Origin of the sequence: Rhodanobacter sp. OR87, from assembly GCF_000473345.1 — a bacterium.
In the GTDB taxonomy this organism is placed as follows: domain Bacteria; phylum Pseudomonadota; class Gammaproteobacteria; order Xanthomonadales; family Rhodanobacteraceae; genus Rhodanobacter; species Rhodanobacter denitrificans.
In genome coordinates this window covers 356,211-369,440 of sequence record NZ_AXBJ01000001.1, presented here as the reverse complement: position 1 = coordinate 369,440, position 13,230 = coordinate 356,211, and the positions used below count along the sequence as shown (strand labels likewise).

The following is a 13,230-nucleotide window of genomic DNA, read 5'->3' as shown; positions in this document are numbered from 1 at the left end:
AATTTACAGCGAGCCTCGCGGCGGCTTTGCGTGCCATGCGTCGTTGCTCGTCCGCGCCATAGTGACCACTATGGCTTCTCCTCGCGCCTAGCCTGGCGCGCAAATCCACTCGCGATTTCTCGCTGAAATCCGTCAGGCGAGACATGACCATGCAAGAAATCCGCAACTACACGATGAACTTCGGCCCGCAGCATCCGGCCGCGCACGGCGTGCTGCGCCTGATCATGGAGATGGACGGCGAGACCATCGTGCGCGCCGATCCGCACGTGGGCCTGCTCCATCGCGGCACCGAGAAGCTGGCCGAGTCCAAGCCGTTCAACCAGTCGATCGGATACATGGACCGGCTCGACTACGTGTCGATGATGTGCAACGAGCACGCCTACGTGCGCGCGATCGAGACCCTGCTGGGGGTCGAGGCGCCGGAGCGGGCGCAGTACATCCGCACCATGTTCGACGAGATCACCCGCATCCTGAACCACTTGATGTGGATCGGCTCGAACGCGCTCGACCTGGGCGCGATGGCAGTGATCCTGTACGCGTTCCGCGAGCGCGAGGAGCTGATGGACGTCTACGAGGCGGTGTCGGGCGCGCGCATGCACGCCACGTACTACCGCCCGGGCGGCGTCTACCGCGACCTGCCGGACCAGATGTCGAAGTACCGCGAGTCGCCGTGGCACAAGGGCAGCGACCTGAAGCGCATCAACAGTTGGCGCGAAGGCTCGATGCTCGATTTCCTCGACGCCTTCACCGCCGATTTCCCGTCGAAGGTGGATGAGTACGAGGAGCTGCTCACCACCAACCGCATCTGGAAGCAGCGCACCGTCGGCATCGGCGTGGTCAGCCCGGAGCTGGCCCAGCAGTGGGGCATGACCGGCGCGATGCTGCGCGGCTCGGGCGTCGAGTGGGACCTGCGCAAGAAGCAGCCGTACGCGAAGTACGCCGAGATGGACTTCGACATCCCGGTCGGCGTCAACGGCGACTGCTACGACCGCTACCTGGTCCGCGTGGAAGAGATGCGCCAGTCCAACCGCATCATCCGGCAGTGCGTGGAGTGGCTGCGCGCCAACCCCGGCCCGGTGATGGTGAAGAACTTCAAGGTGGCGCCGCCGTCGCGGGTCGAGATGAAGCAGGACATGGAAGCGCTCATCCACCACTTCAAGCTGTTCACCGAAGGCTACTGCGTGCCGGCTGGCGAAACCTATTGCGCGGTCGAGGCGCCCAAGGGCGAGTTCGGCTGCTACCTGGTTTCCGACGGCGCCAACAAGCCGTTCCGCGTGCACCTGCGCGCCCCGGGCTTCGCCCATCTGTCATCCATGGATACCATCGTGCGCGGCCACATGCTCGCCGACGTGGTGGCCATGATCGGTACCTATGACCTCGTGTTCGGCGAAGTGGACCGCTGAGCCGGCACGACGGAGAAACGCATGAAAGCCACCGGACATTACGAGCAGGTCAGGAACGTCGATCCTCTCGTCGTACTTACCGAGCACACCCGCCAGCACATCGACCACTGGGTGGCCAAGTTTCCGCCCGACCGCAAGCGTTCGGCGCTGATCCAGGCGCTGTTCGGTGCACAGGAGCAGAACAAGGGCTTCCTCACCGACGAGCTGATCGCCGCGGTCGCGAAGTACCTCGAGCTGCCGGCGATCTGGGCCTACGAGGTGGCCAGCTTCTACTCGATGCTGGAAACCAAGCCGGTCGCCCGCAACAACGTGGCGATCTGCACCAACATCTCCTGCTGGCTCAACGGCGCCGATGGCCTGGTACAGCACTGCGAGAAGAAGCTGGGCATCAAGCTGGGCGAGAGCACGCCGGACGGCCGCGTCTACCTGAAGAAGGAAGAAGAGTGCATCGCGGCCTGCGTCTACGCGCCGGCGATGACGGTGAATGGCCATTATCACGAACATCTGACCATCGAGAAGCTCGACGAGATCCTCGATGGCCTGAGCCTGGATGGCCCGGACCACGCCCATAATGCCGAGGGGAAGCACTGATGGCCGTCGGACCCGCGCCCCAGGAACACCAGGTCGTCTACACCACGCTGCACTTCGATACGCCGTGGTCGATGGAGAGCTACGAAAAGGTCGATGGTTACCAGGCGTGGAGGAAGATCCTCGCCGAGAAGCCCGACCCGGCCTCGCTGATCGACGAGATCAAGAAGAGCAGCCTGCGCGGCCGCGGTGGCGCGGGCTTCCCGACCGGCCTGAAGTGGTCCTTCATGCCCAAGGGCGACATGCAGAAGTACATCCTGTGCAACTCGGACGAGTCCGAGCCGGGCACGGCCAAGGACCGCGACATCCTGCGCTACAACCCGCACGCGGTGGTCGAGGGCCTGGCCATCGCCTGCTATTGCACCGGCTCCACCGTGGCCTACAACTACCTGCGCGGCGAGTTCCACCACGAACCGTTCGAGCACTTCGAGGCGGCGCTGAAGGAAGCCTACGCGGCCGGCCTGCTCGGCAAGAATATCGGCGGCAGCGGCATCGATGTGGACATCCATGCGGCGCTCGGCGCCGGCGCCTACATCTGCGGCGAGGAAACCGCGCTGATGGAATCGCTGGAAGGCAAGAAGGGCTGGCCGCGCTTCAAGCCGCCGTTCCCGGCCAACTACGGCCTGTACGGCAAGCCCACCACGATCAACAACACCGAGACCTACGCCTCGGTGCCGGCGATCCTGCGCCACGGCGCCGACTGGTTCCTCAACCTCGGCAAGCCGAACAACGGCGGCCCGAAGATCTTCTCGGTGTCCGGCCACGTCAACCGCCCCGGCAATTACGAGATCCGCCTGGGCACGCCGTTCGCGGAACTGCTGGAGATGGCCGGTGGCGTGCGCAACGGGCACAGGATCAAGGCGGTGATCCCCGGCGGCTCCTCCATGCCGGTGCTGCCGGGCGAGGTGATGATGGGCCTCACCATGGATTACGACGCGATCCAGAAGGCCGGCTCGGGCCTGGGCTCGGGCGCGGTGATCGTGATGGACGAGACCACCTGCATGGTGCGCGCCTGCGAGCGCATCAGCCAGTTCTACCACATGGAATCCTGCGGCCAGTGCACGCCGTGCCGCGAGGGCACCGGCTGGATGCACCGCGTGCTCACCCGCATCGTCGCCGGCAAGGGCGTGCCCGACGACCTGCATCGCCTGAAGGCGGTCGCCGGCCAGATCGAGGGCCATACCATCTGCGCGTTCGGCGAGGCGGCGTCGTGGCCGGTGCAGGGGTTCCTGCGTCACTACTGGAACGAATTCGAATACTACGTCGAGCATGGCCACTCCATGGTCGACGACAAGCTTGGAGCCGCCGCATGAGCGCGCAGCCGACCCAGACCGCGCCGAACCTCGTCAACATCGAGGTCGACGGCAAGCCGATCCAGGTGCCCAAGGGCGCGATGATCATCGAGGCCACCGACAAGGCCGGCATTCCGATCCCGCGTTTCTGCTACCACCGCAAGCTGCCGATCGCGGCGAGCTGCCGGCAGTGCCTGGTCGAGGTGGAGATGGGCGGGCGCCCGATGCCCAAGCCGCAGCCGGCCTGCGCCACGCCGGTGGCCGAAGGCATGAAGGTGCTCACCCGTTCGGACAAGGCGCTGCACGCGCAGCGCAACGTGATGGAGTTCCTGCTCATCAACCACCCGATGGACTGCCCGGTCTGCGATCAGGGCGGCGAGTGCGAGCTGCAGGACATGGCGCTGGGCTACGGCCGCAGCGTGTCGCGCTTCACCGAGCGCAAGCGCACCATCGCCGACGAGGACATCGGCCCGCTGGTGGCCACCGAGATGACGCGCTGCATCCACTGCACGCGCTGCGTGCGCTTCATCAGCGAGATCGCCGGCACCTACGAATTCGGCAGCATGGATCGCGGCGACCGCCACGTGATCGGCACGTACATCGGCAAGAACGTCGAGAGCGAGCTGTCCGGCAACATCATCGATGTCTGCCCGGTCGGCGCGCTCACCAACAAGCCGTTCCAGTTCAAGGCGCGCGCGTGGGAGCTGATCGCCAAGCCGTCGATCGCCTGGCACGACGCACTGGGCTCGAACCTGTGGCTGCACACCCGTCGCGGCGAAGTACTGCGCACGGTGCCGCGCGACAACGAGGCGGTCAACGAGTGCTGGCTGTCCGACCGCGACCGCTACAGCCACCAGGGCATGTACGCCGCCGACCGCATCGGCGTGCCGGAAGTGAAGCGCAACGGCCAGTGGCAGGCGACCAGCTGGGAAGATGCCCTGGAATACGCCGGCGCGGCGCTGAAGAAGGCGCCCGGCAGCGAGCTGGGCATCCTGCTGCATCCGGCGACCTCGAACGAGGAGGGCGACCTGCTGATGCGGCTGGCCCGCGGCCTGGGCAGCGCGCACGTCGACCACCGCCTGCGCCAGCTCGATTTCGCCGACAACGCCGTGGCGCAGCCGTTCGCGCTGCCGGTGGCGGAGGTCGAACAGGTCCGGGCCGCCTTACTGGTCGGCTGCGACTTGCGCTACGAGATGCCGCTGCTGAATCACCGCCTGCACCAGGCGGCCAAGAAGGGCGCGAAGATCTACGCGGTCAACCCGGCGCATTTCGATTTCAACTACGCACTGGCCGGTGAGGCCGTCGTGGCGCCGCAGGCGCTGGTCGACGCGCTGCTGGCGCTGGCCAAGGCTGCCGTGGCTGCCGGCGCAAATGCGCCGGCAGCACTGGCCGATGCCATCAGTGCCGCGCGGAGCGACGAAGGCAATGACGCTGCGATCGCCGCGCTGAAGCAGGCGGTGTCGGCGCAGGGCAAGGCCGTGGTGATCCTCGGCGAGGCCGCGGCGACCCATCCGCAGGCGTCCTGGCTGCGCGCAGTCGCCCGGTTCATCGCCGACGCCACCGGTGCCGGCTACGACGAATTGCCGGTCGGCGCGAATGCCGTCGGTCTGGCGCGGCTCGGCGTGGTGCCGGGCAACGGCGGGCTGGCTGCGCAGGCGATGCTGGCGCAGCCGCGCAAGAGCTACCTGCTGTACGGCGTCGAGCCGCCGCACGATTTCGCCGACGGCAACGCCGCGCTGAAGGCGCTGCATGGCGCGGACCAGGTGGTGGCATTCAGCGCCTACGCCAGCGCCGCGTTGCGCGAGGTGGCCGACGTGATCCTGCCGATCGCGCTGCTGCCGGAGATCGACGCGACCCTGGTCAACGTCGACGGACTGGCCCAGGGTGTGGCCGCCGGGGCGAAGGCACCGGGCCAGGCGCGGCCGGGCTGGAAGGTATTGCGCGCGCTGGGTGGCGCCCTGCAACTGGCCGGTTTCGAGTTCGACGACCTCGCCGGCCTGCGCGACGGCATCGCCGACCGTGCCGCGGCGCCGCGCAGCGGCCTGGCCGCACGTGCTTCCGCCGGCGGCATCACCCGTCTGGCCACCTGGCCGATCTACCGTAGCGATGCGGTGCTGCGCCGGGCCACGGCGCTGAACGCACATCCGCTCAACCGTGCCCCGGCGGTACGCCTGAACGGGGATGAGGCGCGGCGGCTGGGTCTCGACTCCGATGGCCCGGTACGCGTAGCGGATGTGCAGTTGCCGCTGGTGATCGATGCGGCGGTGCCCGACGGCACGGCATGGATCGAGGCTGCGCAGGATCTCACCGCCACGCTGCCGCCGTACGGCGCGTCCATCACCCTGAGCAAGGCTTAAAGCAGATGCTTGATCAACTCATCCATCAGCTCGTCGTGCCGATCCTGTACATCCTGGCGATCGTGCTGCCACTGGTGCTGGCGGTGGCGATGTTCGTGTACTGGGAGCGCAAGGTTCTCGGCTGGATGCACGTGCGCATGGGGCCGAACAAGATCGGCCCGTTCGGCTTGCTGCAGGCCTTCGCCGACGTGGTCAAGCTGCTGATCAAGGAAGTGATCCTGCCGACCAAGGCGAATCGCTTCCTGTACTACACCGCGCCGATGATCGCGCTGATCCCCGCGCTGGCGGTGTGGGCGGTGGTGCCGTTCAGCAGCACGATGGTGCTGTCCAACGCCAACGCCGGCGTGCTGTACCTGCTGGCGATGACCTCGATGGGCGTGTACGGCATCATCATCGCCGGCTGGGCATCCAACTCGCGCTATGCGCTGCTCGGTGCGATGCGCTCGGCGGCGCAGGTGATCTCCTACGAGCTGGCGATGGGCCTGTGTCTGGTCTGCGTGCTGGTACTGGCCGGTTCGCTGAACCTCAGCGCGATCGTCAATGCGCAGGCCGGCAGCAAGGGCGTCCTCGACTGGTTCTGGCTGCCGCTGCTGCCGGTGTTCGTGGTGTATTTCATCTCCGGCGTGGCCGAGACCAACCGCGCGCCGTTCGACGTGGCCGAAGGCGAATCGGAAATCGTCGCCGGCTTCCACGTGGAATATTCCGGCTCGGCCTTCGCGCTGTTCTTCCTGGCCGAATACGCCAACATGATCCTGCTCAGCTTCCTGGCCGCGGTGCTGTTCATGGGCGGCTGGCTGTCGCCGTTCCCGGCCTCGTGGGGCTTCCTCGGGCAGGGCGGTTTCCCCTGGCTGCTGCTCAAGGCGTTCCTGCTCTCGTTCATGTTCCTGTGGTTCCGCGCCACCTTCCCGCGCTACCGCTATGACCAGATCATGCGGCTGGGCTGGAAGGTGTTCATCCCCATCGCCATCGCATGGGTTTTCGTGGCTGGCTGCCTGAAATACTGGGGTCTGGTCAGCATCGGCACGGGGGCATAAGCCATGAATCGCGTTACCGGTTATTTCAAGAGTCTGCTGCTGGTCGAGCTGTTCCAGGGCATGGGCGTGACCCTGCGCTACCTGTTCAAGCCGAAGTACACGATGCGCTACCCGATGGAGCACATCCCCAAGTCGAACCGCTTCCGCGGCCTGCACGCGCTGCGCCGCTATGCGAACGGCGAGGAGCGCTGCATCGCCTGCAAGCTGTGCGAGGCGGTGTGTCCGGCATTGGCGATCACGATCGACTCGGCGCCGCGCGAGAGCGATGGCCAGCGCCGCACCACCCGTTACGAGATCGACCTGTTCAAGTGCATCTTCTGCGGTTTCTGCGAGGAGAGCTGCCCGGTCGATTCGATCGTCGAGACGTCGATCCACGAATACCATTTCGAGAATCGCGGCGAGAACGTGGTGGACAAGCAGAAGCTGCTCGCCATCGGTGATCGCTTCGAACAGCAGATCGCCGCCGACCGCGCGCAAGACGCGGCGTACCGCTGAGGCCAACGATGAATCCCCAACTGCTCCAACTCGTCTGTTTCTATGCCTTCGGCTTCGTCACCGTCGCCGCCGCGCTGTCGGTGATCACGCTGAAGAACTCCGTGCATGCGGTGCTGGCGCTGGTGCTCACCTTCTTCAGCGCCGCCTGCCTGTGGCTGCTGCTCGAAGCCGAGTTCCTCGCGCTGGCACTGGTCGTGGTCTACGTCGGCGCGGTGATGGTGCTGTTCCTGTTCGTGGTGATGATGCTCGACATCGACCAGGAAAAAATGCGCGAGGGCTTCGTGAAGTTCCTGCCGGTCGGCCTGGTCGTGGCCGCCGTGATGCTGCTGGAGATGCTCGGCCTGATCGGCGTGCGTGCGATGCAGACGCACGTCATGGGCGCCGATCCCGCCATCGCCGCGGGCATGTCCAACACCGCGTGGCTGGGCCATGCGCTGTATACGACGTACCTGCTGCCGTTCGAGATCGCCGCGCTGATCCTTACCGTGGGCATCGTGGCGGCGGTCGCGCTGACCCTGCGCGAGCGCCGCGCCGCGCGCTACGAATCGGCCAGCCAGCAGGTCAAGGTCAACCCGCGCGACCGCGTGCGCATCGTGAAGATGGCCGCGGTCCGTCCCGGTGAACCGGCCGCACCACAGGAGCCGCAGCCATGATTTCGCTCGCGCACTACATCGTGCTCGGCGCGGTGCTGTTCTGCATCGCCGTCGCCGGCCTGTTCATCAACCGCAAGAACGTGATCGTGCTGCTGATGTCGATCGAGCTGATGCTGCTCGCCGTGAACATGAACTTCGTGGCGTTCTCGCGCTTCCTCGGCGACGTCTCCGGGCAGGTGTTCGTGTTCTTCATCCTCACCGTGGCCGCGGCGGAAGCCGCCATCGGCCTGGCGATCCTGGTGCTGCTGTTCCGTACGCGCAGCACCATCAACATCGCCGACATCGACAGCATGAAGGGCTGATCACATGGGTCTCTCCACCTCCATCCTGCTGACGATCGCACTGGCGCCGCTGGTCGGCTGCGTGCTGGCCGGCTTCCTGGGCAGGTTCCTGGGTCGCGCCGGTTCGCACAGCGTCACCATCCTCGGCGTGGCGGTATCGTGCGCGCTGTCGTTCTACGTGCTGTACCAGCTCACCTTGGGCGGCGCGGCCGAATACAACCAGAACATCTACACCTGGTTCCAGATCGGCCCGTTCAACGCCAGCGTCGGCTTCATGGTCGACCGGCTGACCGCGCTGATGCTGGTGGTGGTGAGCTTCGTTTCGCTGCTGGTGCACGTCTACACCATCGGCTACATGGCCGACGACCACGGCTACACGCGCTTCTTCAGCTACATCTCGCTGTTCACCTTCTCGATGTTCATGCTGGTCATGAGTAACAACTTCATGCAGCTGTTCTTCGGCTGGGAAGCGGTGGGCCTGGTGTCGTACCTGCTGATCGGCTTCTGGTACAAGCGGCCGACGGCGATCTTCGCCAACCTGAAGGCGTTCCTGGTCAACCGCGTGGGCGACTTCGGCTTCCTGCTCGGCATCGCGGCGGTGCTGTATTTCGTCGGCACGCTGGACTACGCCACGGCGTTCGCCGCGGCCCCCGGCCTGGCCGGCAAGACCCTGCAGATCACCGCGAACACGCAGTGGGACGCGGCCACGGTGATCTGCATCTGCCTGTTCGTCGGCGCGATGGGCAAGTCGGCGCAGGTGCCGCTGCACGTGTGGCTGCCCGACTCGATGGAGGGCCCGACCCCGATCTCCGCGCTGATCCATGCGGCGACCATGGTCACCGCCGGCATCTTCATGGTGGCGCGCATGTCGCCGCTGTTCGAAATGTCTTCCACCGCGCTCAGTTTCGTGCTGGTGATCGGAGCCACCACCGCGCTGTTCACCGGCTTGATTGGCATAGTCCAAAATGACATCAAGCGGGTGATCGCCTACTCCACGCTGTCGCAGCTGGGCTACATGACGGTCGCGCTGGGCGTGTCGATGTATTCGGGCGCGGTGTTCCACCTGATGACCCACGCGTTCTTCAAGGCGCTGCTGTTCCTCGGCGCCGGTTCGGTGATCATCGCGATGCACCACGAGCAGGACATGCGCTACATGGGCGGCCTGCGCAAGTACATGCCGATCACCTGGATCACCATGTGGATCGGCTCGCTGGCGCTGGTGGCAGTGCCGTTCACTTCCGGCTTCTACTCGAAGGACGCGATCATCGAGGCGGTCGGCCTGTCGCACCGCTGGGGCGCGCAGTATGCCTATTTCTGCGTAATGGCCGGCGTGCTGGTGACGGGCCTGTACACGTTCCGCCAGATGTACCTCACGTTCCACGGCAAGGAGCGCTTCAAGGTGGTTGAGCCGCGTGGCCACGGCCATCACGATGGCCATGACGACCATGGCCATCACGAGCCGGGCGTGCTGGCGCATGCGCCGAAGGAATCGCCGTGGGTGGTGACGCTGCCGCTGGTGCTGCTGGCGATCCCGTCGCTGCTGGTCGGATTCTTCACGGTCGGGCCGACGCTGTTCGGCCGCTGGTTCGGTGGCGCGATCCATGTGGAAGAGGCCAATGACGTGCTGGCCGAACTCGGTCACGAGTTCCACGGTGCGGCGGCGATGGCGCTGCACGGGTTCACCCAGTTGCCGTTCCTGCTGGTGCTCGTCGCGTTCGCGACCACCACCTACATCTACCTGTTCAACCCGGCGCTGGCCGGCCGGATCAAGTCCGCGCTGAAGCCGCTGTGGACGGTGCTCGATCGCAAGTACTGGGTCGACGACGTGTACTTCGCGCTGTTCGCCCGTGGCGGCGTGCTGCTGGGCCGCGGCTTCTGGAAGGCCAGTGAGACGGCGGTGATCGATGGCGCGATGGTCAACGGCTCGGTGAATCTGGTGCATCGCGTCGCCGCCACGATGCGCCGCCTGCAGTCGGGCTACCTCTATCACTACGCCTTCGCGATGATCCTCGGCCTGATCCTGCTGCTTGGCGGGTACTGGCTCATCGGTTCCGGGCCGGTCGGGCCATAAGGGAAACAGATCCATGTTCAATCATTTGCTCAGCCTGCTGATCTGGCTCCCCGTTGCTGGGGCCATCCCGGTGCTGCTTGCCGGCTCGGCCCGCCCCAGCCTGGCGCGCTGGCTGTCGCTGCTGGTGGCGGTGCTGACCTTCGTGGTCAGCCTGTTCCTGCTGGTGCAGTACAACCCCACCGGCGCCGCGATGCAGCTGGTCGAAAGCCACCTGTGGATCGCCTCGTGGGGTGTCCATTACGGCCTGGCGGTGGACGGCATTTCGGTGGCGCTGATCGTGATGACCACCTTCGTCGGCATCCTGGTGGTCGCCGGTGCGTGGGAAGTCATCCAGGACAAGCCGCACCAGTACATGGCCGCGATGCTGATCCTCGAAGGCCTGCTGATCGGCGTGTTCTGCGCCACCGATGCGCTGTTGTTCTACGCGCTGTTCGAGGCGATCCTGATCCCGATGTTCATCCTGATCGGCATCTGGGGCGGTCCGCGCCGCGTCTATGCGACGCTGAAGTTCTTCATCTACACGTTCTTCGGCTCGGTCTTCATGCTGATCGCGCTGCTGTACCTGTACCAGAAGGCGCACACGTTCGACCTGGCCACGCTGGCCGCGCTGCCGCTGACGTTCAAGGAGCAGGCCTGGATCTTCTTCGCGTTCCTGATCGCGTTCGCGATCAAGGTGCCGATGGTGCCGGTGCACACCTGGTTGCCGGATGCCCACGTCGAGGCGCCGACCGGCGGTTCGGTGGTGCTGGCGGCGGTGATGCTGAAGGTCGGCACCTACGGCATGCTGCGCTTCATCCTGCCGATCGTGCCGGACGCGGGCGCGCATTTCGCCTGGCTGGTCATCGTGCTGAGTCTGGTTGCGATCGTCTACATCGGCTACGTCGCACTGGTGCAGGAGGACATGAAGAAACTGGTGGCGTACTCGTCGGTGGCCCACATGGGCTTCGTCACGCTCGGCATCTTCATCGCCTTCATGCTGGTGCGCGAGCAGGGCCATACCGACATGGCGCTGCTCGGCATGCAGGGCGCGATGGTGCAGATGATTTCGCACGGCTTCGTCTCCGGCGCGATGTTCACCTGCATCGGCGTGATGTATGACCGCACGCATACGCGCCTGATCAAGGACTACGGCGGCGTGATCAACGTGATGCCATGGTTCGGCTTCTTCTACGTGCTGTTCGCGATGGCCAACTGCGGCCTGCCGGGCACCAGCGGTTTCGTGGGCGAGTTCATGGTGATCCTGTCCAGTTTCAGCGCCAGCCCGTGGATCGCGCTGTTCGCCGCGTTCACCCTGATCATCGGCGCCGGCTACACGCTGTGGCTGGTCAAGCGCGTGCTGTGGGGCGAGATCGGCAACCCGCACGTGGCCGAGATGAAGGAAATCAACGCACGCGAGACGTTCGTGCTGGGCGCCTTTGCCGCCGCCGTGCTGGCGCTGGGCATCTGGCCGCAGCCTCTGGTCCACCTGATGGACGGCTCGGTGGCGCAGCTGGTGCAGCAGCTTGCCATTCACAAGATCTGATCGGGACCCAACATGCCGACTTTCAATGACATCCTGATCCTGCTGCCGGAGTTCTACCTGGTGGCAGCGGCGTGCCTGTTGCTGTTGCTGGACGCCTTCATGAAGCCCGCGCAGCGCCCGCTGCTGCACTGGATCTCGATCGCCGTGCTGCTGGTGGCGATCTACCTGGTGGTCGCCGGCCAGCCGCCGCAAACGGTGACCGCGTTCGGCGGCATGTTCGTGCGCGACGACGTGGCCGAGATCCTCAAGGTGTTCGCGCTGGGTACCACCGCGATGGTGTTCGTCTACGCGCGCCCGTACCTGATCGACCGCAAGCTGCTTGGCGGCGAGTTCTATACGCTGATGATCTTCGCGGTGATCGGCATCATGCTGCTGGTTTCGGCCGGCAACCTGGTCACCGTGTACCTGGGGCTGGAGCTGTTGTCGCTGTCGTCGTACGCGCTGGTCGCGCTGAACCGCGATGCGAAACTGCCGCCGGAGGCGGCGATCAAGTACTTCGTGCTGGGTGCGCTGGCCTCGGGCATGCTGCTGTACGGCATGTCGATGGTCTACGGTGCTTCCGGCATGGGCGGCACGCCGACCCTGGACCTGGCGCAACTGCACGGCGTGATGAGCTACACCACGGCGCCGACCTTGCTGTTGTTCGGCCTGATCTTCATGATCGTGGGCATCGGTTTCAAGCTGGGCGCCGCACCGTTCCACATGTGGATTCCCGACGTCTACCAGGGAGCGCCCACCCCGGTCACCACCTTCATCGCCTCCGGTTCCAAGCTGGCCGCGTTCGGCATGGCCTATCGCCTGCTCGATGCCGGCATGGGCGACCTGTCGCAGCACTGGCAACTGATGCTGGCGGTGCTGGCGGTCGCTTCGCTGGCGATCGGCAACCTGGTCGCGATCGTGCAGACCAACCTGAAGCGCATGCTGGCGTATTCGACCATCTCGCACATGGGCTACCTGCTGCTTGGCCTTTCCGCCGCCGGTCCGGAAGGCTATGCCGCGGCGATGTTCTACGCGATCTGCTACGCGCTGATGGGCGTGGCCGCGTTCGGCGTGATGCTGGCGATGACCCGGGCGGGTTTCGAGTGCGAGGAAATTGCCGACCTGAAGGGGCTGAACCAGAAATCGCCGTGGATGGCATTCCTGATGCTGCTGGCGATGTTCTCGCTGGCCGGCGTGCCGCCGCTGTTCGGCTTCTGGGCCAAGGTGCTGGTGCTGGAGGCGGCGATCCACGCCAACATGCTGTGGCTGGCCATCGTCGGTATCGTGTTCGCCATCATCGGCCTGTACTACTACCTGTACGTGGTCAAGGCGATGTACTTCGACAAGCCGGAGGAGGGCGGCGCATTGCAGGCACAGCCGGACCGGCCGTTGCGCGTGGTGCTGTCGCTGAACGCGCTGTCGCTGCTGGTGCTGGGCCTGTACTGGGGCCCGCTGCTGGGTTGGTGTCGGCGCGCGTTCGGGTTGTGAATTGCGGCCCGGCACCGAAAGCAGCGGATTCGAGGCTTGCAAGAAACCGGCCACCCCGGTAAACTCT

General features: G+C 65.6%; 11 protein-coding genes. All 11 read left to right on the top strand.

Features of this window, described 5'->3' with window-relative positions:
* Positions 1 to 149: 149 nt before the first annotated feature.
* From RHOOR87_RS0101605 to nuoN, 11 genes are read left to right on the top strand one after another with little or no spacing between them, the layout of a single operon-like run.
* On the top strand, positions 150 to 1,403 hold the full coding sequence (locus RHOOR87_RS0101605; protein WP_007513198.1) for an NADH-quinone oxidoreductase subunit D: 1,254 nt from the start codon (positions 150 to 152) through the stop codon (positions 1,401 to 1,403).
* A 21-nt stretch (positions 1,404 to 1,424) separates the two neighbouring features.
* Complete coding sequence (gene nuoE / locus RHOOR87_RS0101600) at positions 1,425 to 1,994, top strand: NADH-quinone oxidoreductase subunit NuoE (protein WP_015447413.1); 570 nt, start codon at positions 1,425 to 1,427, stop codon at positions 1,992 to 1,994.
* Positions 1,994 to 3,304 carry an NADH-quinone oxidoreductase subunit NuoF gene (gene nuoF, locus RHOOR87_RS0101595; RefSeq protein ID WP_007513202.1) on the top strand — a complete coding sequence of 437 codons (1,311 nt, stop codon included), beginning with the start codon at positions 1,994 to 1,996 and terminating at the stop codon, positions 3,302 to 3,304. Before nuoE ends, nuoF begins: the two co-directional genes overlap by 1 nt.
* Positions 3,301 to 5,640, top strand: a complete 2,340-nt coding sequence (gene nuoG, locus RHOOR87_RS0101590) for an NADH-quinone oxidoreductase subunit NuoG (protein WP_027484026.1) — start codon at positions 3,301 to 3,303, stop codon at positions 5,638 to 5,640. The genes nuoF and nuoG overlap by 4 nt, the downstream gene beginning before the upstream one ends.
* A gap of 5 nt (positions 5,641 to 5,645) precedes the next feature.
* Entirely contained in the window at positions 5,646 to 6,674 is a 1,029-nt protein-coding gene (gene nuoH / locus RHOOR87_RS0101585; protein WP_007513206.1) for an NADH-quinone oxidoreductase subunit NuoH, read from the top strand.
* Between the two features lie 3 nt (positions 6,675 to 6,677).
* Positions 6,678 to 7,169, top strand: coding sequence for an NADH-quinone oxidoreductase subunit NuoI (nuoI, locus tag RHOOR87_RS0101580; RefSeq protein WP_007513208.1), 492 nt, complete (start codon positions 6,678 to 6,680; stop codon positions 7,167 to 7,169).
* Positions 7,170 to 7,177: 8 nt separating this feature from the next.
* Positions 7,178 to 7,822 carry an NADH-quinone oxidoreductase subunit J gene (locus RHOOR87_RS0101575; RefSeq protein WP_007513211.1) on the top strand — a complete coding sequence of 215 codons (645 nt, stop codon included), beginning with the start codon at positions 7,178 to 7,180 and terminating at the stop codon, positions 7,820 to 7,822.
* Positions 7,819 to 8,124: an NADH-quinone oxidoreductase subunit NuoK gene (nuoK, locus tag RHOOR87_RS0101570; RefSeq protein ID WP_007513213.1), complete on the top strand. Its 306-nt coding sequence runs from the start codon at positions 7,819 to 7,821 to the stop codon at positions 8,122 to 8,124. Before RHOOR87_RS0101575 ends, nuoK begins: the two co-directional genes overlap by 4 nt.
* Before the next feature lie 4 nt (positions 8,125 to 8,128).
* A complete protein-coding gene (gene nuoL, locus RHOOR87_RS0101565) occupies positions 8,129 to 10,174 on the top strand; it encodes an NADH-quinone oxidoreductase subunit L (RefSeq protein ID WP_027484025.1) in 2,046 nt (681 codons plus the stop codon).
* A gap of 13 nt (positions 10,175 to 10,187) precedes the next feature.
* The gene (locus tag RHOOR87_RS0101560) at positions 10,188 to 11,696 is read left to right on the top strand and encodes an NADH-quinone oxidoreductase subunit M (RefSeq protein ID WP_027484024.1); all 1,509 of its coding nucleotides are present in this window, start codon (positions 10,188 to 10,190) and stop codon (positions 11,694 to 11,696) included.
* Between the two features lie 12 nt (positions 11,697 to 11,708).
* Positions 11,709 to 13,163 (top strand): NADH-quinone oxidoreductase subunit NuoN, encoded by a 1,455-nt coding sequence (nuoN, locus tag RHOOR87_RS0101555; protein ID WP_027484023.1) that lies wholly within the window; start codon positions 11,709 to 11,711, stop codon positions 13,161 to 13,163.
* Positions 13,164 to 13,230: the final 67 nt, after the last annotated feature.